Here is a 19835-nt window from a genome sequence, read left to right as displayed (position 1 = left end):
AAGAGATGCGCCGTTATGTGTTTCTGTTGCACCGCTGGACCGGCATCGCCATGTGCCTGCTGATGGCCGCGTGGTTCGTCAGTGGGGTGGTGATGCTGTTCGTCGGCTATCCTAAGCTGACGCCGTCGGAGCGGCTGTCGTCCTTGCCTGTGCTGGCAGCGGCCGGCAGCTATCTCGAGCCGGCGCAGGCGTTGCGGCTCGCCGCGTCGCCGGGCGTGGTCGAGGGCATCACGCTGACCACAATCGCCGGCCGGCCGCAGTATGTGCTGCACGACAGCGGCGGCGGTCTCACGCGTATCGACGCCCTGGCCAGCGGAGCGCTGCGATCCGTGGCTGCGACCACCGGCCCGGCCTTGCCGCGCGCCGACGTGGCGACGGCGCTGGCTGCGGCGCAGATGTTCCGGCCGGGCGCCGAGGCGCACTATGCCGGGCTGGTGCAGGAGGACCGCTGGACGCACGGGCGCGGCCTCAATCCGCATCGGCCGCTGCATGTGGTCGAACTGGACGATGCCGACGCCACCCGCGTGTATGTATCCAGCGCCACCGGCCAGGTTGTGCTGGACGCGCCGCGTGCCGAACGCTACTGGAATTTCGTTGGCGCCTGGCTGCACTGGCTGTACATGCTGCGCGACCAGCCGACCGACCCGGTGTGGAGCTGGACGGTGATCGGCCTGTCGGCCGTTGGCGTGTTCTCGGCCGCGACCGGGCTGCTGAACGGCATCTGGCGCTGGCGTTTTTCTGGCCGCTACAAGAATGGTGCGCGCACGCCGTACCGGGACGCCGCGATGCGCTGGCACCATCTGCTCGGGCTGGGATTCGGACTAGTGCTGTGCACGTGGATGTTTAGCGGATTGATGTCGATGAATCCGCTGCGCATATTCGATCCGGCAATGCGGCCGGATATACAAGCCTTGCAAGGCGCAACACCGGCGCAGTCGCGCATCACGGGCCCGGTGCCGAGCATGCTGCGACTGCTTGCCGCCCAGTCTTTCAGCGCGCGCGAGCTGGAATGGCGCGTGCTTGATGGCGAACCTTACGTGCTGGCGCGCAATGGGAGCAAGGAAGTTCGCATCGTGACGGAAAGCGACGGTGTCCTGCAAGTTCGCAAGCAATGGCCCGAGCCACGGCTGATCGCTGCCGCCGCGCGTTCGGTGGCCTATCCGGTCGCCGCTGTCGAGCGGCTGGAACGGCACGACGCGTTTTACTACGCGCGCGAGCAAGCGTCGATGTACGGCGGCTATGAACGCCGCCTGCCCGCGCTGCGTGTAGCGTTTGCTGATCCCGGCGCGACCTGGATTTACCTCGACATGCAAACCGGCCAGGTCGAACTCAGCCTCGACCGCATGCAAAGGGCCGGACGCTGGCTGTTTAACTTCCTGCACAGCTGGGATGTTCCGGCGTTGCTGACGCCGGGTTGGCCGCGCGAGCTTGTGCTGACAGTGCTCAGCATCGGCGGGCTGCTGTTGAGCGTCACGGCCAGTATCATCGGCTGGCGCCGCGTACGCAAGTCAGCGTCGCAGCGTTGACTGCGTGGCGTGGGCCGATGCTCACGATGCGGCCATGGCGCGGATCGCGGCGACCAGCTTGTCCAGGTCGGCGGTGCGGGTGAAGAAGGCCGGCGTGACGCGAATGCAGGCGCCGCCGACCGGGCCGCTGCGCGCCACGGTGAAGATGCCGTATTCATCCATGAGCCGCCGGGCAAGCGCCACGTTGTCCTCGAAACTGGTCTTGCCGCGCAGGCGGAAGGAGGTGACGGCGCCGTACATGGCCGGGTCCTCGGGCGTGAGGATCTGCACGCCGGGCACGTCGAGCACGCGCTGCACCCAGTAGTCGCGCAGCGTCCGCAGGCGGGCGCCGCGTTCGGCCAGCGGCACCTGGGCGTGATATTTGAGCGCGGCTGGAATGGTCATCACGCTGGCGGCGTTGACGGTGCCGGCGTTGACGCGCGCGCGGATGTCGGTGGCCGGGAAGATGGTGTTGCCGAGCTGGATATCGATGTCCTGCAAGCGCGCCTCGCGGATGTAAAGGAAGCCCAGTCCCAGCGGTGCGCCTATCCATTTGTGCAGGTTGGCGCCAACGAAGTCCGCGCCCAGGTCGGGAATGCGGAAGTCCAGTTGGCCCCACGACTGGGCGATATCGACAATCACGTCCACCTTGCGCCGCTTGGCCATGGCGACGATCTCCGCCACCGGAATTGCCAGCCCGGTGCGATGGCTGATGTGCGTCAGCAGCAGCAGGCGCGTGCGCGGATGCCTGTTCAGTGCCTGCTCGTAGGTGTCGATCACCGCCTGCCTGCTGGCCGGCTCCGGAATCTGCACCGTGGCGACCTGCGCGCCGCGCCGGCGCGCCAGATCGTTCATGGCGTCGATCATGGTGTCGTAATCGAGGTTGCCGAACATGACCGTCTCGCCCGGCTTCAGCGGCTTGTAGTTGATGATCAGATTTTGCAGCGACTCGGTGGCGCCACGCGTGATGGCGATCTCGCTGACGGCCACCCCGGCGTGGGCAGCCAGTGCGGCGCGGATGGCCTCAATGCCGGCGCGGTCGAAGTTGCTGCGCAGGTAGTGCGAGTTGTGCCGGTTCAGGTAATCGATATTGCGCTTGAAGTCCTCGGCCACCGGCGTCGGCATGATGCCGTAGTAGGCGTTCTCCAGATTGATGAAATCGGGTGCGATATCGTAGTTGGCGGCCATGCGCGTCCATTGGTCTGTGGCGCCGGCGGCGATGCCGCGTAGCGGTGCGGCCAGGCTGACGCCGCCGAGGGACAGGCCGGCGACGCCGCGCAGCCAATTGCGTCGTGGAGAGGCGATAAATGTCATGGAAGGTTCTCGTTAAAGGATGACTGTCAGTATATGGCGGCGCACCCTGCTGTGGACGTTGGAGAATTTATCACCGTATAAGCTGGCCTTATGGGCTGGAGGCGGGTATTTGTCGCGGCCGAGGGCTGACAATCTCGCCGCTGCCGTGTATGCTCAACCGTGAGCGTTGAATGGGAAGCAGGCAGATGGCAGGGCGGCGGGTTGTATTATTGTTGATGGCGTTGTGCTACTGGACGCTTGCAGGCGCTGCCGCACCCGAACCCAACGTCGGCTTCGAACGGCGCGCATGGTCGCCCATCGAGGGCGCGCCGACCGGCGCATGGCGCATCACGCAGGGCGACGATGGCATGCTGTGGTTTGCCTCGCCCAACGGCTTGTTCCGTTTTGACGGCGAACAGTTCCAGCGCGTCGACGCGGTCTACGGCTATCCCTTGCGCTCGCATAATGTAGCTAGCGTGGTGGCGGCGCGCGGGCGGCTGATCGTCATGTACCAGTTTGGCGGCCTGTCGGTGTTCAGCCGCGACGCGGCACAGCACTACGACGTCGGCGGCGGCCTGCCGCCGGGCGTGATACAGGGCGCGTGGTTTGACGAGGACGGCCGGCTGCACGCCGGAACGTCGTCCGGCGCATCGGTTCTGGAGGGCGGCGTATGGCGCAGGACGGCAGACCCGTCTTTCCCAAGCGGTCCTTTCAGCGACGTTGTGGTGGACCATCAGGGCACCACCTGGGTATCGACCGACACGGAACTGTATGCGCGTCCGCGCGCGGTGAGCCGCTATGAATACGTCAGCGACATCCTGGTGCGCGGGCGGCCGGAACTGGTCGACGGCAAGCTGACCGTGACCGCCCCGGATCACTCGCTGGTCCAGTTTGAATACGGCAAGCCGAAAAAGGTGGTGCTCGACAAGGTCGGCTCCATTTACGAGGGGATTTATAACGGCCCGCTGTCGACGGTATGGGGCTGGCTGGGCGAGGACAAGGGCCTGGTCCTGCTGCGTCCCGGAAAGAACGGACGCTATGAAGTGGCGCGCTCGTTTGAAAGCGGCCGTACCGACAAGAGCGTGGTGGTCAGCGCCTACCTCGACCGCGAAGACAATTTGTGGCTGTGCACCTTCAACGGTGTCGAGCGCTACCGCGCGCAGCGCATTCACGAGATCGCCCTGCCGGGAACCATGTTCAACTTCTACGTCCAGCAGGGGCTGGACGACAGCATGCTGGTGGCCGGACAGGCCGCCGGCAGCGTGCTGCGCCTGACCGACACCGGCTTCACCACGCAATGGAACCTGCCCGAAGTTGCCGCGCTATGGCGCGAAACGCCGGCAGCCTGTGGGCCGGCTCGGCCACCGGCCTGTTCCACCTGACGCGCCAGGGCATGACGCGCTGGGCGTTGCCGGCGGAGGCCGTCGGCAGGGGCGGGGTGCAGTCGCTGGTGGTCGGCAAGGATGGCGTGGTGTGGGTATCGCTGGTTCGCTCCGGCCTGTACCGTTTCGCCGGCGGCGCGTGGCAGCATTTCGATACCGCCATGATGGGCAAGGACGCCACGCCGATCTTTCTGTATGTCAACAAAGCCGGGCGCGTCTTCATGGGCTTTACCAAGAACCGCATCGGTGAACTGGTGGGCGGCGTGCTGCGCGCTCTGCCGACCAGCGCGGTCGATATCGGCCATGTGCTCAGTCTGCTGGAAGTGGATGGCCATCTGCTGGCGGGCGGCGAGTTGGGCATGGCCTGGGTCGGGCCGCAGGGCAGCAGGGCATTCCAGCCCGAGCAGATGAAGGCGCTGCTTGGCGTGTCCGGCCTGGCGCTGGACCGGCGCGGCGACCTGTGGGCGCATGGCGCCGATGGCGTGTTCCATATTACCAGGGACGAGCTGGCGCGTTTCTGGGCGCAGCCGCAGCAGCCGCTGAAGTGGGAGGTGTTCAACCTGACCGACGGCGTGCGCGGCAACGCGGCGCAGATCCGTCCGCTGCCAAGCCTGGTGGCGGGGAATGACGGCAGGGTGTTCTATGCCACCAACACGCAGGTCGGATGGATCGACCCGCTGCACGTGCGCCGCAACGCGCTGGCGCCGCATGTGATGGTGCAATCGATCCGCGCCGGCGACCGGCAGTTCCAGCCGCGCGGCGTGCTGCGCCTGGCGCCGGGAACCACCGCGGTCGAGATCCGGTATGCGGCAACGGCGCTGTCGATTCCGGAAAAGGTCAAGATCAGGTACAAGCTCAGTGGCGTCGACAGCGGCTGGCAGGAGCCGGGTGGCGAGCGCATCGCCCGCTATACCAATCTGGCGCCGGGCCAGTATGTGTTCCAGGTGATCGCCGCCAATGAGGACGGCGTCTGGAATAATCAAGGCGCGACGCAGCAGATCGAGATTTTGCCGCAGCTGTGGCAGACCACGTGGTTCCGCGCAGCCGTGGCGGCGCTGGTGCTGCTGGCCGCGCTGGCCCTGCACCGCTGGCGCATCGCGGCGGTAGAGGCGCGCTCGGCCGAAAGGCTGGCGGCGCGGCTCGATGAGCGCGAGCGCATCGCCCGCAATCTGCACGATAACCTGCTGCAAGGCGTGTATGCGTTGATCCTGCGTTGCAGCACCATCCTCAAGCGGCTGCCGCCGGAGAGCCAGGAAAAGCGCATACTGGAAGAGGCGCTGGACCGCGCCGACCGCCTGATCGACCATACCCGCGACGAGGTGATGGGCTTGCGCGACAACCAGAGCGCCAGCCAGGCGGTGGCGGCGCTGCGCGACCAGCTGGCGGCGATGGAGCCGCTGCTGCAAGGCCGGCTGACGCTGCGCGTGTCGGATGGCGTCGAGCGCATCCGTCCCTATGTCGCGTGCGAGATTTGCCAGGTCATCAAGGAGGCCGTCGTCAACGCGGCGCGCCATTCGGGCGCCAGCGCGATTGCGGCCACACTCGAGGTGCGCGCCGGCGGGATCGTGGTGGCCATCGTCGATAACGGTGTCGGCATTGCGGCGGACGTGGCCGAAGCGGGCGTCGCCGGCCATTGGGGCATAGTCGGCATGCGCGAACGCGTGGCGGCCCTGAGCGGCGTGCTCAGTATCGGACGGGAAGGGGAGCGCGGCACGGCGGTACGGTTTAGCGTCAGCGCCGCGTCCGGTTTCAGTTAGCGCGGGCGTTGCCGTCCGCTATGCCGCTTTGCTCGAAGAACCAGCGGCGGAAGCGTTGCATGGCGTTGTCTTCCGTCTTGTCCTCGCGGCAGGCGAAGTAATGGTGCGTGTCCTCCAGCACCAGTTCCTGCTCGACCGGGCGCGTCAGCAGCCTTTTTCAATCAGCGGACTCACCAATTGGTCGAAGCCCAGCGCCACGCCCAGGTCGCTCAGCACCATCTGGATCAGCAGGTTGTAGTCGTTGGCGTTGAAGTAGTGCGCGCCGTGCTGCGGGCGCTCTTCGATGTCGAGCCGGTGGATCGCCAGCCATACCGCCCAGTCCACGTGCTCGGCCACCTGCGACCGGCCGTACGGGCTCAGGTTGAGCAGCACACCGTTGCGCAATCCCTCCAGCGTGCGGAGGTCGGGATGCGCGGCCAGATAGGCCGGCGTGCACACCGGATAGATGCGGTCGTGGAATAGCGGCAGGCTGACATAGCCGTCGCGCACGCGCGGCATCTTGGTGATGAAGATGTCCGGATGCATGCCCGGTTCCAGCGACAGGAAGTTCTGCGTCGTCACCAGGTCGAGGTCGATGTCCGGATTGGCGCTGAAAAAGCTCGGCAGCCGGTGCGACATCCATAGCGCCGAAAACGCCGGCGAGCAGCACACCACCACCGTGAGGCGCGAATTTCCGCCGTAGTCCTTGCGCACCCGCGCGGCAGCCTGGGCGATATTCAGGAAGGACAGCTGCGCCGCCTCGAAGAAGATCGACCCGGCCGCGGTCAGCCTGACCGAGCGGCCGACCCGGTCGAACAGTGCGGTCCCGCGGCGGCGCTATCGGGCAAAACCTTCGAGACCACCAACCCGGCCACCGGCAAGGTGCTGACCCACATCGCCGCCTGCGGTCCGGAAGACGTGGATGTCGCCGTGGCCAACGCCAAGGCGGCCGATGAGGATGGCCGCTGGCCGCGGCTGTCGCCGAACGAGCGCAAGCACACGCTGCTGCGCTTCACCGGCCTGCTGGAACAGCACGCGCATGAACTGGCCGTGATGGAAAGCCTGGACAGCGGCAAGCCGATCCGCGAATGCCAGAACACCCGCCTCGGTATACACGGACGACCTGCGCAACGCGCTGAAGCTATCGCGGGCTATCCGCGCCGGCGTGGTCACCGTCAATTGCTTCTGCGAGGGCGACGTGACGACGCCGTTCGGCGGCTACAAGGAGTCCGGCTTCGGCGGCCGCGACAAGTCGCAGTGGGCGCACGACCAGTACACCGAAGTCAAAACCATCTGGATCGATGCTCCGGCGTGATCCATAATGGCGAACTGAACTAAACAGCGCGCCCGGCGCCAGCAGCCGGGCCGGCGGCATCGTAAGCCGCGCCTGCCTGAGCAGGGCGCGCTTCAGCGCGGTGGCGCGGCGGGGCGCTGCGTGCGGAAGGGCACTGCTGGCAGGCCGGCACTGTTGATCAGATTGGGTTGCGCATCTTCATGCCAGGCGAAACGCGCGGCCACCGGCGCGGCCACGGCGGCGCTGGCCAGTTGTACCTGCTCGCCCCGCAGCGTGGCCTGCGCCGGATGGTAGACGCCGTCGGCCCCGGCCAGTTCGAAATGGCTGGGCGGCTTGCCGTCGCGTGTACGCAGTCCGGCGGCGTGGTCGAAGGACAGCGTCAAGGTCGCGCCACGGATCTCCATGCCACGGTAGCTCGGGCTATCGACTTCGGCGCCAGCCTGGCCGTAGGTCTTGCGCAACGCCAGGTTGGCCAGCCGCCGCCCGACCTGCGTTTTGTCGCGCGGATGGATATCAGCCAGGTCGTCCGCCAGATCGGTGGTGACGATCATGGCGCTGCCCGGAATGCGCCGGGCGTCAGCCTGCGCTTCCCACAATTCCGGCAGCGTGTGCGGATCAGGCACGCGCGCCTTGCGTATAACGCTGTAGGAATGCGGCGCCACCTGCACATAGTAGAACGGCAATTGCGCGCCCCATTGCTGGCGCCAGCTTCGCACCAGGTCCTCCATCTTGGTGGCGTACAGCGCCATCTGCTCGCCGCCGATCACATTCGACTCGCCCTGATACCAGATGACGCCGCGTATCGCGTACGGCGTCAGCGGCGCGATCATGGCGTTGTACAAGCCGCCCGCCTGCGGCTCCTTCTGGCCGTCATCGGCATGGCCTTGCGGCGCGGCGGGGATCGCCGTGGTGGCGGCGCCAGCCTCGGTCCACGGCTCGATGCGCGTTCCGCCGTAGCTGGACGCGATCATGCCGACCGGCGTTTGCAACGCCTGATGCAAGCGCCGGCCGAAGTAGTAGGCGGTGGCGGAAAACTCGGTCGCTGCGATCGACTCCGGGCTGCATATCACCCAGCGCCCATCGACGTCCGCGGCCGGTTGCGCGGCACGTTTTTCGGCACCAGGAACAGCCGCAATTCGGGATAGTCGGCCGCCGCGATCTCCTCGCGGAAGTTGTCGGCGGCGCGCCTGCCGCGCTGCTCAACCAGCGCCTTTTCCATATTCGACTGGCCGGAACCCAGCCATACTTCGCCGGCCAGCACGTCGTTGACGGTCAGCGTGTTGTCGCGGCCGTGCACGGTCATGGTCAGCGGCTGGCGCGGCAATGCCGTGGTATCCAGCAGCACCGACCAGCGGCCCTGGCTGTCCGCCTGCGCCGCGCCCCTGAGGCCGCCGATCTCCACCCGCACCGCCTCCTGCGGATCGGCCCAGCCCCACACCCGCACTTGCGGGGCGCGCAGCAGCACCATGTGGTCCGATAAAATGGCCGGCAGCCGCACCGCAGCCAGCGCGGCGTCGCCGCACGCCAGCAGGGCGGCGGCCAGCGCCACCGGTCGCCACGCGCGCTTCGGCGCCATCATGGCTGGCCGCGCTGGCCGACGTTATCGTCGCCGAGCGGTGTGTCGTTGCTGAATTGCGGACTCGGCGGCACGGCAAAGGCCGCCACCGGATCAGGGCGCGACGGCTCGAAGTTGCCGTAGCCGTCGGCAATCAGCGCGGCCGCCGGCACGCCGGCCTTGCGCATGCCGGTCAGCACCGCCTGCGCCAGCTCGTAGCTGCCGTAATTGCTGTGGTGCGTGTTGTCGATGCGGCCCGGTTCGCGTTCGGCAAAGGCGTGCTGCGACAGTTCCGGTCCCAGCGCTTCATAGAAGGGCTTGCTCATCGCGTTGAGGTCGATGAAGGCCGCCTGCAATTCCTGCGCGGACTGGCGCGCGGCCTCGGCGTAGTCGGCCAGCGACGGCACGATCTTGCCGCTGTCGTCGAAGCGGCGGCGCTCCATCGGCGAGATAATCACCGGCGTGCCGCCATGGGCGCGGATGGCCTCGACGTGGGCGCGGATTTCGTCCTTGTAGGTGGTGAAGGGGCCGCCTTTGCCGTCCTTGATCTGCTTCTGGTCGTTGTGGCCGAACTGCATCAGCACCGTGTCGCCCGGCCGCATGGCGCTGAGGATTTTGTCCAGCCGGCGGCGCGCCAGCGAGTCGCGGTAAGTCTCGCCCGATTCGCCATGGTTGGCCACGGCTACACCGGGCTTTAAAAAGCGCGGCAGCATCTGGCCCCAACTGTTGTACGGTTCGCCCGGCTGGTCGCAGACGGTGGAGTCGCCCAGCACGAAGATGGTTGGGGCCTGCACCGGCGTGATGTCGATCGCGCGGATGGCGGGGCGCTCGCCGTTGAATTCCAGTGTCAGCCGCTTGTCCCAGGCCCAGGCTTCCTGCACCGTTTCGCGCGGCTCCTTGAGCTGGACGCGGCCGGCCGCGATGCCGCCAACGGCGGGGATGCGCGGCGTGCGGATGTTGACGGTGAAGCTGCGGGTGACGGTGGCGCCGGGGGCAGTGGCAACCTGTTCCAGCATCAGCCGCCGCAGTTCGGCCTTGACGGTGGTGGTGGCCGCCTGCGCGCCGCCGAGGGTGACGGTGACGTTGTAGTTGCCCTCCGGGAGGTCGGCCGAAAAGAAGAATGGCCTGTCGCTGGTGAGGTAGGCGGGGCGGCCGTTGTCGGCCGCGATACGCACGGCGGCGCCCGGTTCAAAGCCGAAGCCGCGCGCGCTGCTGTATTGCATGTCGGGCCGCACCAGCGTGCCGCCGGCCGCCTGCTGTGCAGCGTCGAAGGTAAAGCGCCAGAGGCCGGGCGCCGCGTGCGCAGCGTACGCGGCGCTGCTGGCGCCGGCCAGCGTCAGCGTCAGGGCCAGCAGGATCGGTTCAAACTGGTTCAATGGCGGATCTCCGTCTTGGTGTGAGTCCGAGTATCGGGATTCCGCCATATGGTGTCAATTCCCCGGCGCCATGTAATCAGAATGCTGAGTGGTTCACAGGCCCAGTTCGCTCAGGCCGGGATGGTCATCCGGGCGCCGGCCCAGCGGCCAGTGGAACTTGCGGTCAGCTTCGGCGATGGGCAGGTCGTTGATGCAGGCGAAGCGGCGCTGCATCAGGCCTTGCCCGTCGAACTCCCAGTTTTCGTTGCCGTAGGAGCGGAACCAGTTGCCGGAGTCGTCATGCCATTCATAGGCGTAGCGGACGGCGATGCGGTTGCCCTCGAACGCCCACAATTCCTTGATCAGCCGGTAATCCAGCTCGCGCGCCCATTTGCGCGCGAGGAATTGCACGATGGCGTGACGGCCGGTAGCGAATTCGGCGCGGTTGCGCCAGCTGCTGTCCGGCGTGTAGGCCAGGCTGACCTTTTCCGGATTGCGCGAGTTCCAGCCGTCTTCCGCCAGGCGGACTTTCTCGGTGGCCGATTCGCGGGTGAATGGTGGGAGCGGCGGACGCGCTGCGCTGGTGGAACTCATGCTGCCTCCTTGGGAGTGGTTTGTCAGCGGCCAGTGTAGGCGCGATGCGGCAACGCTGGCAGGCTGCTGGCGACAATTCTCAATTGCGCGCCGCGCAATCCACGGCCTGCCTGCGGCTAGTGCTCGTGCCAGCTCGCGTGGCTGTGCTTCATCACAGTCACGCGGCGGCGTTCGACCACCTTCGCCGGCGCTGCGGTCAGCTTGTCGAAGGTGACGGTGATATCGGCGTCTTCGGGCCTGGTTGGGACGATGTCGAACAGCTGGTAGCGCACGCCGTCGGCGCCGGCTTCCTCGCCGCCGTGGCGGATCGTCACCAGCGCCGGCTCGGAGGCATGGGCGGTCCAGGACGCGCCGCCGGTGAGCGGCAGGCGCGCGCGGTTCGCGCCATCTTGCAGCGTGTGGAAGGTGCAGCCGTCCGGCGTTTCGCCGCGCGCCGGGCAGTGCGGCGCTGTCGCGCCCGGACGCATGGCGTTGCGGATGGCGAATTCCGGTTCTGCGGCGTGCGCGGCCGGCGTCCCCGCGCCGCTGAACAGCGCTGCCGTCAGGGCTATGGACAACAATCGGGCGATGCTCACTTTCTGCATTCAATATCCTGTGCGATGATTAAGGACCCGCAGTCTACCAACTCACGCAAGCACGTCAATCGGCCATAGGGCCAGCCGCGCTGGCGTCAATTTCAGGATGAAACCATGAGCAGATGGCCACCGGTGAAGGTACGCAATGCGGCAACCTGGCTGTTGCTGACGATCCATTGGCTCATGTTGGCCTGCATGGTGCTGGTGGCTTTGTTGGCTGGCTTGTTGCCGGTGCTGGTGGTTTGCGACAACGGCAACTTCCTGCGCTGCGTCGGCGACGGCGTACTGTTCTTCGGCATTGTTGTGGGCGGCACGCTGGCGACAGTCGGCGTGGCGATCCGCGCATTGCGCCGCCCCAGCCCGCAGTCGCGGGTCCTGCTGCTGGTGTACGCTTTCGTGCTGGTGTGTTTCAGGATAATAGCGTTGCCTTCAATGCCCAATTTTGCCGGATTGCTCGATGTAATCGCAGGTTTGGGTTTATTAACCGCCATTTGCGTAGTATTTTTAGGTGTCGGCACATCGATGGAGGCATGATGAACAAGCGGATCATCTTCAACCTGGCGGTCAAGGACCTGGAGCGTTCCAAGGCCTTTTTTACCGGCCTGGGCTTTACCCTCGATGGCCGCTTCAGCGGCGATAGCTCGGCTTACATGGCCGTGGTCGAGGGCAGCATCTACGTCATGCTGCTGACCGAAGACTTCTTCCGCTCGCTGATCGACAAGCCGCTGGCGCAGGCCAAGAAGGGCAACGAAGTGATCATCTGCCTGAGCTGCGAGAGCAGGGAAGAGGTTGATAGCCTGATCGCCAGGGCCGTCGCCGGCGGCGCGCGCATTCCGCATCCGCCCGAAGATCATGGTTTTATGTACGACCAGGGCTTCGAGGACCCCGACGGCCACCTGTGGAACCTGGTCTGGCTGGCGCCTGAACCGGGCTGAATTTGTGTCTCTGTGGCAAAAAATACCCAACGTCTCCTATTATATGTCTTATATAAGAGTTGTTGGTGTACAATAGCGGTCAGAACAGGCGGTCGATCTTGCCTGCCCTGCAATCAACCCTGACGAGAACTCTCATGCTAGCTGCTTACCGCGCCCACGTTGCCGAACGTGCAACCCTTGGTATCCCTCCGCTGCCGTTGTCGGCCGCCCAGACTGCCGACCTGGTCGAACTCCTGAAGAACCCGCCAGCCGGTGAAGAAGAATTCCTGGTCGACCTGATCACCAACCGCGTTCCTGCCGGCGTGGATGATGCCGCCAAGGTGAAAGCCGCCTTCCTGACCGCCGTGGCCAAGGGCGCGGAAAGCTCGCCGCTGGTATCGCGCGAACTGGCGACCAAGCTGCTGGGCACCATGCTGGGCGGCTTCAACATCAAGCCGATGATCGACCTGCTGGCCGATGACGTGGTGGGCGACGTGGCCGCCGAAGGCCTGAAGAAAACCCTGCTGATGTTTGATTACTTCCACGACGTCAAGGAACTGGCCGACAACGGCAACGCCCGCGCCAAGGCCGTGCTGCAATCGTGGGCCGACGCCGAGTGGTTCACCTCGCGTCCCGAGGTGCCGCAAAGCCTGACCCTGACCGTGTTCAAGGTGTCCGGCGAAACCAACACCGACGATCTTTCGCCGGCCCCGGACGCCACCACCCGCCCGGACATCCCGATGCACGCGCTGGCGATGCTGAAGAATCCGCGTCCAGGCATCAATCCTGAAGAGCCGGGCAAAGTCGGCCCGCTGAAACAGATCGAAGCGCTGAAAGCCAAGGGCAACCTGGTCGCCTACGTGGGCGACGTGGTGGGCACCGGCTCGTCGCGCAAGTCGGCCACCAACTCGGTGCTGTGGTTCACCGGCGAAGACATCCCGTTCATCCCGAACAAGCGTTTCGGCGGCGTTTGCCTGGGCACCAAGATCGCCCCGATCTTCTACAACACCATGGAAGACGCCGGCGCGCTGCCGATCGAGCTCGATGTGACGCAAATGGAAATGGGCGACGTCATCGAGCTGCGCCCATACGATGGCAAGGCGCTGAAAAACGGCAACGTCATCGCTGAATTCAAGGTCAAGTCCGACGTGCTGTTCGACGAAGTGCGCGCCGGCGGCCGGATTCCGCTGATCATCGGCCGCGGCCTGACCGCCAAGGCGCGTGAAGCGCTGGGCCTGCCGGCATCGGAACTGTTCCGCCTGCCGCAGAACCCGGCCGACACCGGCAAGGGCTACTCGCTGGCGCAGAAGATGGTCGGCCGCGCTTGCGGCCTGCCGGAAGGCAAGGGCATCCGCCCTGGCACCTACTGCGAACCGAAGATGACCACCGTGGGCTCGCAGGACACCACCGGCCCGATGACCCGCGACGAGCTGAAAGACCTGGCTTGCCTCGGCTTCTCGGCCGACCTGGTGATGCAATCGTTCTGCCACACCGCCGCTTATCCGAAAGTGGTGGACGTCAAGATGCACCGCGAACTGCCGACCTTCATCGAAAACCGTGGCGGCGTGGCGCTGCGTCCGGGCGACGGCGTGATCCACTCGTGGCTGAACCGCCTGCTGATGCCGGACACCGTTGGCACCGGCGGCGACTCGCACACCCGTTTCCCGATCGGCATCTCGTTCCCTGCGGGCTCGGGCCTGGTGGCGTTCGCCGCCGCCACCGGCGTGATGCCGCTGGACATGCCTGAATCGGTGCTGGTGCGCTTCAAGGGCGAAATGCAGCCGGGCGTCACGCTGCGCGACCTGGTCAACGCGATTCCGCTGTACGCCATCCAGCAAGGCCTGCTGACGGTCGACAAGAAAGGCAAGAAGAACATCTTCTCGGGCCGCATCCTGGAAATCGAAGGCCTGCCGAACCTGAAGGTTGAGCAAGCGTTCGAGCTGTCGGACGCGTCGGCTGAACGCTCGGCCGCCGGCTGCACCGTGCACCTCGACAAGGCGCCGATCATCGAGTACATGACCTCGAACATCACGCTGATGAAGTGGATGATCGCCAACAACTACCACGACAAGCGCACGCTGGAACGCCGCATCAAGTCGATGGAAGCCTGGCTGGCCAATCCGGAACTGCTGTCGCCGGATGCTGACGCCGAGTACGCCGCCGTCATCGAGATCGACCTGGCCGACATCCACGAGCCTATCGTGGCCTGCCCGAACGATCCGGACGATGTGAAAACCCTGGCTGACGTGGCCGGCGCGAAGATCGACGACGTCTTCGTTGGCTCGTGCATGACCAACATCGGTCACTTCCGCGCCGCCTCGAAGGTCCTGGAAGGCAAGTCGGATATCCCGGTGCGCCTGTGGATCGCGCCGCCGACCAAGATGGACGCGCAGCAGCTGACCGCCGAAGGCCACTACGGCACGCTGGGCCGCACCGGCGCCCGCATGGAAATGCCGGGCTGCTCGCTGTGCATGGGTAACCAGGCGCAGATCCGCAAGGGCGCCACCGTCATGTCGACCTCGACCCGTAACTTCCCTAACCGTCTCGGTATCGAAACCAATGTGTACCTGGGTTCGGCCGAACTGGCGGCGGTGTGCTCGGCGCTGGGCCGCATCCCGACGCGGGAAGAGTATATGTCGCACATCGGCGTGATCGACAAGAACGCCGCCGACATCTACCGCTACATGAATTTCGACCAGATCGAAGAGTTCCGCACCGTCGCCGACTCGGTACAAGTGTAAGCTTGTAGCATCGGTTCAAAGCCCCGCTGTAGTCTGGCGGGGCTTTTTTCATTGGCCGTCTGTTGGCCGCCGCACAGCGTGCGGCGGGCTGATGTGAGATAGTGGGGGATGGATACCAATTTCACACCCCGTTCCGATGCGCGCCAGGCCTCGATCGTGCGGCAGGGCATTGAATGGGCGCGCACCTACGGCCAGCGCAGCGCGGCGGCCTATCTGCTGTTTCGTAATGTGCCGCGTTCGGTTGTCGAGCGCATTCTTTCTTCTACCTGCCGCCGCGACGACTGCGCGCCATGAGCCTGGCGCCGCATAGCGCAACCGTGGCCGAAGCGCGCGCCTTCAATCGCAAACTGGCCTGGCTGCCGCGCTTCAAAATCAGCAACCGCGTGACGCCGGCCCTGATTCAAGGCTTGCTGCGGCTGTCGCAAGTTGGCGCCGGCGTCAGGCTTGCCGCAGGCGGCGTGCGCGTCGAGCAGCGGATAGCGCAAGCCTGCGGGCTGAGCGTGCCGGTGCGCATCATGCGCGGCGCCAGTCCGCCGTGCGCTGTCGTGCTGGATTTTCATGGGGGCGGCTGGGTTATCGGTAACGCCCGCATGAACGACCAGCTCAACGCCGAGATGGTGACGGCCTGCGATGTCGCGGTCGTCTCGGTCGATTACCGGCTGGCGACCTCATGCCCGTTGGCCGCGATCATGGACGACTGCCTCGCCGCCGCCCGCTGGCTGCTGGCGGACGGCCTGCCCGAATATGCTGGCTTGCCGGTCTATGTGCTGGGCGAATCCGCCGGCGGCCATCTGGCGGCGGCCACGCTGCTGCGCGTGAAAGAATGGCCGGAGCTGCTGCGCCGCGTCGACGGCGCGGTCCTGTATTACGGCGTGTACGACCTGGCCGGCACGGCCAGCGTGCGCGCTGCAGGCGCCGACACGCTGGTGCTGCACGGCCCGACCATGCTGTCCTCGCTGCGGCTGCTCACGCCCGGACTGAGCGATGAACAACGCCGACAGCCGCCTTTGTCGCCGCTTTATGGCGACCTTGCCGGCATGCCGCCGGCCATCATGATCGCTGGCGAGCGCGACCCGCTGCGCGACGACACAATGCTGCTGGCTGAACGCTGGGGCGCGCTGCGGAAGTTGAGTGCCATGTGCTGCCCGAGGCCGCGCATGGCTTTATCCGCTTTCCGATCCGCCTGGCGGCGGCAACCCGCAGCCGCGTACACGCATGGCTGCGTAGCCGCCGTCATTCCCGCGCAGGCGGGAATCCATGCTGAGCATCAGGCACGCGTTCCATGGGTTCCCGCCTGCGCGGGAACGACGGGATCTGAGCAAATATTTGATTGAATTGCGGAGTACTCGAATTGCGGCGATGGCAATGTTAGACTAGACCACCACGATTTTTCGATACCACTCGATAATGATCATTTCCTCCGCTACCGACTTCCGTGAGGCCGCGCGGCGCAAGCTGCCGCCTTTCCTGTTCCATTATCTCGATGGCGGCGCTGGCGCCGAACAGACGCTGCGCGCCAACGTCGATGACTTGCAGCAGGTGAAGCTGCGCCAGCGCGTGCTGCAAGGCTCGGAACAGCTGGATCTGTCGGCCGAATGGTTCGGCAAGCAGTACAGCCTGCCGATGGCGCTGGCGCCGGTCGGCCTGACCGGCATGTACGCGCGCCGCGGGAGGTGCAGGCCGCGCGCGCGGCCACGCAGCGGGGGATTCCATTCATCCAGTCCACCGTGTCGGTGTGCCCGCTGGCCGAGGTGGCGCAGGCGGTGACGCAGCCGATCTGGTTCCAGCTGTACGTGCTGAAGGACCGCGGCTTTATGCGCGACGTGCTGCAACGCGCCGCGGCGCTGGGCGCCAGTACACTCGTCTTTACGGTGGACATGCCGGTGCCGGGCGCGCGCTACCGCGACGCCCACAGCGGCATGAGCGGGCCGTATGGCGCGCAGCGGCGCATCATGCAGGCGTTGATGCATCCGCGCTGGGCCTGGGACGTCGGCCTGCTGGGCCGGCCGCACGACCTGGGCAATATCTCGGCCTATCGCGGCAGCCCGACCGAGCTGGAAGATTATATCGGCTGGCTGGGCGCCAATTTCGATCCGGCCATCGGCTGGAAGGACTTGCAGTGGATACGCGACGAGTGGAAGGGCCCGATGATCATCAAGGGCATTCTGGAAGCGGATGATGCGCGCGATGCCTTGTCGTTCGGCGCCGATGGCATTGTTGTCTCCAACCACGGCGGCCGCCAGCTGGACGGGGCGCTGTCCACCGCCAGGGCGCTGCCGGCGATTGCGGCGGCGGTGAAGGAGCGGATGCGCATCTTTGCAGACGGCGGCGCGCGCACCGGCACCGATGTGTTCCGCCTGCTGGCGCTCGGCGCCGATGGCGTGCTGCTGGGCCGCGCCTTTGTCTACGCGCTGGCGGTCGGCGGCGAGGCGGCGGTGCAAAAGCTGCTGGCCATCCTGGAAAAAGATATGCGGACCAATATGGTGCTGACCGGCGTGAAGTCGGTCAAGGATATCGGCCCGCACCTGCTGGCTTAGAGCGTTTCCAGCCAGCGCTGGCGGTAAGCCTGCCAGCCGGGTAAATGCAATGGCGTGGCCGCCGTGCCGCCGGCTTGCGGCGCCTGGCCCCAGTGATGCAGCATCCAGCCGCCGCACGTGGTGCCGCTGGTGTCGGCCGAAGACGACACCGACTGCTGCGGACGCAGCGCCGCCAGCAGCGGCGCGAAATGCGGATTGTCCGTGTAACTGCCTTCCACCACCACCGGTCCGGCGGCGCCGAGCGCCGTCAGGCAGTAGTCGCTCATCAGCACACAGTACAGCGTGGCCAGCGCGTAGGCTTGCTGCTTGCCTTGCGGCGGCGGGCCTTCGATGCGGCCAGCGCGGCCGGCGAACGGACCGCCGGCGGCCGAGTAGCAGGGCAGCGCCATTGTTCCTTGCGCGATCAGGTCTTGCAGATCCTGCACACCGCATACTTGCGGCTCGGCGCCGGCCAGTTCGCCGAATTCACGGCCGCCCATGAAGCGCATGCAGGCTACCGGTTGGCCGAGGGCGTTGCTGTTGGCAAGCATGTCGGCTTCTTCGCGCAGTTGCTCCAGCGGCTGGCCGATGGCGGCGGCAATGACCCAGGTGCCGGTCGATAGCACCGTCAGCGGCTCGCCGCCGCTGTGCAGATGACGCAGCAGCGAGGCGTTGCTGTCGTGGATGCCGCAGATGACCTGGCAGTCGCGCGGCAGTCCGGTGTACCCGGCCACCTCCGGCGTGATCGCGCCCAGCGGCGCCCATGCCGGTTGCAGCGGAGGGAAGAGGCCGCCCCAGCCCATGTGGGCCACCAGCGCGGAATACTGTTGCCGCGCGGGCTGCCACAAATCGGTATGGCAGCCGAGCGAGGTGACTTCGCTGGCGGCCACGCCGCACAGCCGCCATGCCCAGTATTGCGGATACATCAGGATGCGGCGGGCGCGGCCGAACGCTTCGGGGTAGGCGCCTGCCAGCCATGCGAGCTGGCGACCAAGGTTCAGGCCGGCGGGCAGCTGCGGCGAGTGCGTGTCGGCGTAGGCCGGCCGCAACGCGGCGTAATGCGCGGTTTGCGCGGGCGGCGGCTCGTACTCGTAATCGGCCACCGGCAGCACCAGGCCGGCGTCGTCAACCAGCGCCGCCGTGGCGCCGTGGGTGACCGGCACGATGGCCGAGACCTGCGCCATGCCGGCCAAGCCGCGCACCGTGTCCAGCAGCCAGTGCCAGATGCGCTCGGTGTCGTGATGGGGGTAAGGGCCGTCCGTGGCCGGCACATTCGGCATGCGGCGCGTGGCCAGCGTGTCGCCTTCGCTGTTGAGCAGCACCAGCTTGACGTTGGTCTTGCCGATGTCGAGCACGATGGTGGCGCTCATTTGGCCACCTTTTTGCCGCCAAGCAGGCGGGGCAGGGCGATGGTCACCAGCAGCAGCACGCCGACCACGATGGTCATGTAGATGCCGGGGATGTTGGCGAGCGACAGGCCGTAGGTTACCGTGCCCAGCGTGAGCACCGCCAGCAGCACGCCGCCCATGGTGCCGGCGCCGCCGGCGATGCTGACGCCGCCCAGTATCACCATGGTGATGACTTCCAGCTCCCAGCCCATGGCGATGTTTGGCCGCGTGCTGCCGATGCGGCCCGTCAGCAGCCAGGCGGCGAGGCCGGCCATCAGACCGGTCAGCATGAACAGCGCCAGCCGGTAGCGCTCGACCGGGATGCCGGAGAAACGCGCCGCCACCGGATTGTTGCCGATGGCGTAGATGCGGCGCCCCCAGGCCGTTGCGTGCAGCACCAGCGCGAACACGGCGGCGAACACCAGCAACAGCACGAACTCGCGCGGGATGACGTCAAAGAAATAGCCCTGGCCCCAGTCCGCCATGATTTGCGGATAGCCGGTGAAGGCCTTGTCGCCCAACACCACGCTGGCGAGGCCGCGGAACAGCGACACCGTGCCGATGGTCACCACAATCGATGGCAGCGCGAAGCGCGTCACCAGCACACCGTTGAGGCAGCCGCAGGCCATGCCGGTCGCCAGTGCGATCGGCAGCAGCGATTCCGGCGGCGCGCCGGCAGTGTGCGCCATGCCCATCGCCACCGACGACAGGGCCAGGATGCCGGCCACCGAAATATCGATTTCGCGGATGATGATGAGCAGCGCCATCGGCAACGCGATCAGCGCTTTCTCGCTGAAGTTGAAGGTGCCGTCGGCCAGGTTGTACGGATCGAGGAAGGTCGGCAGCAGCGCGCCATTGACGGCAAAGGCGATCGCCAGCAGCAGCGCCAGCAGCGTCTCCCAGCGCCCCAGCGCCGAGCGCAGCCTGAAGGCCGGCTTGTCGGCGATGACATGGCGTGAATTGTGGGCCACGGATGTAAGTACGGTC

At 66.3% G+C, this 19835-nt stretch carries 18 protein-coding genes and 3 pseudogenes; 11 read left to right on the top strand and 10 right to left on the bottom strand.

Going from position 1 to position 19835, the window contains the following annotated elements; translation table 11 throughout:
• Positions 1-5: 5 nt before the first annotated feature.
• Positions 6-1526, top strand: coding sequence for a PepSY domain-containing protein (locus tag ACRQ5J_RS16835; protein ID WP_432378220.1), 1521 nt, complete (start codon positions 6-8; stop codon positions 1524-1526).
• A 21-nt stretch (positions 1527-1547) separates the two neighbouring features.
• Here ACRQ5J_RS16835 and ACRQ5J_RS16830 read toward each other — a convergent pair whose 3' ends face one another.
• Positions 1548-2819 carry an aminotransferase class V-fold PLP-dependent enzyme gene (locus tag ACRQ5J_RS16830; RefSeq protein WP_432378218.1) on the bottom strand — a complete coding sequence of 424 codons (1272 nt, stop codon included), beginning with the start codon at positions 2817-2819 and terminating at the stop codon, positions 1548-1550.
• A 170-nt stretch (positions 2820-2989) separates the two neighbouring features.
• On the opposite strand from ACRQ5J_RS16830, the gene ACRQ5J_RS16825 reads away from it, so the two are divergent.
• Together ACRQ5J_RS16825 and ACRQ5J_RS16820 are read left to right on the top strand one after the other, a co-directional pair.
• Complete coding sequence (locus ACRQ5J_RS16825) at positions 2990-4180, top strand: ligand-binding sensor domain-containing protein (protein WP_432378217.1); 1191 nt, start codon at positions 2990-2992, stop codon at positions 4178-4180.
• A complete protein-coding gene (locus ACRQ5J_RS16820) occupies positions 4123-5937 on the top strand; it encodes a triple tyrosine motif-containing protein (RefSeq protein WP_432378216.1) in 1815 nt (604 codons plus the stop codon). The genes ACRQ5J_RS16825 and ACRQ5J_RS16820 overlap by 58 nt, the downstream gene beginning before the upstream one ends.
• On the opposite strand, the gene ACRQ5J_RS16815 is transcribed toward ACRQ5J_RS16820, so the two are convergent.
• Both ACRQ5J_RS16815 and ACRQ5J_RS16810 read right to left on the bottom strand, forming a co-directional pair.
• Positions 5930-6058: a hypothetical protein gene (locus tag ACRQ5J_RS16815; RefSeq protein WP_432378215.1), complete on the bottom strand. Its 129-nt coding sequence runs from the start codon at positions 6056-6058 to the stop codon at positions 5930-5932. The genes ACRQ5J_RS16820 and ACRQ5J_RS16815 overlap by 8 nt on opposite strands.
• Positions 6059-6081: 23 nt before the next feature.
• Positions 6082-6630 carry a LysR substrate-binding domain-containing protein gene (locus ACRQ5J_RS16810; RefSeq protein ID WP_432378214.1) on the bottom strand — a complete coding sequence of 183 codons (549 nt, stop codon included), beginning with the start codon at positions 6628-6630 and terminating at the stop codon, positions 6082-6084.
• A 168-nt stretch (positions 6631-6798) separates the two neighbouring features.
• On the opposite strand from ACRQ5J_RS16810, the pseudogene ACRQ5J_RS16805 reads away from it, so the two are divergent.
• Positions 6799-6954 (top strand): annotated as a pseudogene (locus ACRQ5J_RS16805) (aldehyde dehydrogenase family protein); the annotation flags it as partial.
• A gap of 64 nt (positions 6955-7018) precedes the next feature.
• Positions 7019-7231: pseudogene (locus ACRQ5J_RS16800) on the top strand (aldehyde dehydrogenase family protein); the annotation flags it as partial.
• A gap of 92 nt (positions 7232-7323) precedes the next feature.
• Here the strand turns inward: ACRQ5J_RS16800 and ACRQ5J_RS16795 are convergent.
• The 5 genes from ACRQ5J_RS16795 to ACRQ5J_RS16775 all read right to left on the bottom strand — a co-directional run bounded on the left by ACRQ5J_RS16795 (position 7324) and on the right by ACRQ5J_RS16775 (position 11298).
• Complete coding sequence (locus tag ACRQ5J_RS16795) at positions 7324-8280, bottom strand: sialate O-acetylesterase (RefSeq protein ID WP_432378213.1); 957 nt, start codon at positions 8278-8280, stop codon at positions 7324-7326.
• Entirely contained in the window at positions 8277-8786 is a 510-nt protein-coding gene (locus ACRQ5J_RS16790; RefSeq protein WP_432378212.1) for a hypothetical protein, read from the bottom strand. Before ACRQ5J_RS16790 ends, ACRQ5J_RS16795 begins: the two co-directional genes overlap by 4 nt.
• Complete coding sequence (locus ACRQ5J_RS16785) at positions 8786-10141, bottom strand: rhamnogalacturonan acetylesterase (RefSeq protein WP_432378211.1); 1356 nt, start codon at positions 10139-10141, stop codon at positions 8786-8788. Before ACRQ5J_RS16785 ends, ACRQ5J_RS16790 begins: the two co-directional genes overlap by 1 nt.
• Positions 10142-10234: 93 nt before the next feature.
• Positions 10235-10714, bottom strand: coding sequence for a DUF1348 family protein (locus tag ACRQ5J_RS16780; protein ID WP_432378209.1), 480 nt, complete (start codon positions 10712-10714; stop codon positions 10235-10237).
• A 116-nt stretch (positions 10715-10830) separates the two neighbouring features.
• Positions 10831-11298: a hypothetical protein gene (locus ACRQ5J_RS16775; RefSeq protein WP_432378208.1), complete on the bottom strand. Its 468-nt coding sequence runs from the start codon at positions 11296-11298 to the stop codon at positions 10831-10833.
• A 105-nt stretch (positions 11299-11403) separates the two neighbouring features.
• Between ACRQ5J_RS16775 and ACRQ5J_RS16770 the strand changes: the two genes are divergently transcribed.
• The 6 genes and pseudogenes from ACRQ5J_RS16770 to lldD all read left to right on the top strand — a co-directional run bounded on the left by ACRQ5J_RS16770 (position 11404) and on the right by lldD (position 17481).
• Positions 11404-11823, top strand: coding sequence for a hypothetical protein (locus ACRQ5J_RS16770; protein WP_432378207.1), 420 nt, complete (start codon positions 11404-11406; stop codon positions 11821-11823).
• Positions 11823-12224, top strand: a complete 402-nt coding sequence (locus tag ACRQ5J_RS16765) for a VOC family protein (RefSeq protein WP_432378206.1) — start codon at positions 11823-11825, stop codon at positions 12222-12224. Before ACRQ5J_RS16770 ends, ACRQ5J_RS16765 begins: the two co-directional genes overlap by 1 nt.
• Before the next feature lie 134 nt (positions 12225-12358).
• Positions 12359-14944: a bifunctional aconitate hydratase 2/2-methylisocitrate dehydratase gene (locus ACRQ5J_RS16760; protein WP_432378204.1), complete on the top strand. Its 2586-nt coding sequence runs from the start codon at positions 12359-12361 to the stop codon at positions 14942-14944.
• A 108-nt stretch (positions 14945-15052) separates the two neighbouring features.
• Positions 15053-15238, top strand: a complete 186-nt coding sequence (locus tag ACRQ5J_RS16755; RefSeq protein ID WP_432378202.1) for a hypothetical protein — start codon at positions 15053-15055, stop codon at positions 15236-15238.
• Complete coding sequence (locus ACRQ5J_RS16750; RefSeq protein ID WP_432378201.1) at positions 15235-16278, top strand: alpha/beta hydrolase; 1044 nt, start codon at positions 15235-15237, stop codon at positions 16276-16278. Before ACRQ5J_RS16755 ends, ACRQ5J_RS16750 begins: the two co-directional genes overlap by 4 nt.
• A 73-nt stretch (positions 16279-16351) precedes the next feature.
• Positions 16352-17481 (top strand): annotated as a pseudogene (gene lldD / locus ACRQ5J_RS16745) (FMN-dependent L-lactate dehydrogenase LldD).
• Here lldD and ACRQ5J_RS16740 read toward each other — a convergent pair.
• Positions 17478-18830 carry an FGGY-family carbohydrate kinase gene (locus ACRQ5J_RS16740; protein WP_432378200.1) on the bottom strand — a complete coding sequence of 451 codons (1353 nt, stop codon included), beginning with the start codon at positions 18828-18830 and terminating at the stop codon, positions 17478-17480. The pseudogene lldD and the gene ACRQ5J_RS16740 sit on opposite strands and share 4 nt — an antisense overlap.
• Positions 18827-19819, bottom strand: a complete 993-nt coding sequence (locus ACRQ5J_RS16735) for an ABC transporter permease (RefSeq protein ID WP_432378198.1) — start codon at positions 19817-19819, stop codon at positions 18827-18829. Before ACRQ5J_RS16735 ends, ACRQ5J_RS16740 begins: the two co-directional genes overlap by 4 nt.
• Positions 19820-19835 lie beyond the last annotated feature (16 nt).

The sequence above is a fragment of the Duganella sp. P38 genome, from assembly GCF_050859475.1.
In the GTDB taxonomy this organism is placed as follows: domain Bacteria; phylum Pseudomonadota; class Gammaproteobacteria; order Burkholderiales; family Burkholderiaceae_D; genus Rugamonas.
The sequence above is the reverse complement of the archived record's forward strand: the minus strand, read 5'-3'. Positions and strand labels throughout refer to the sequence as shown.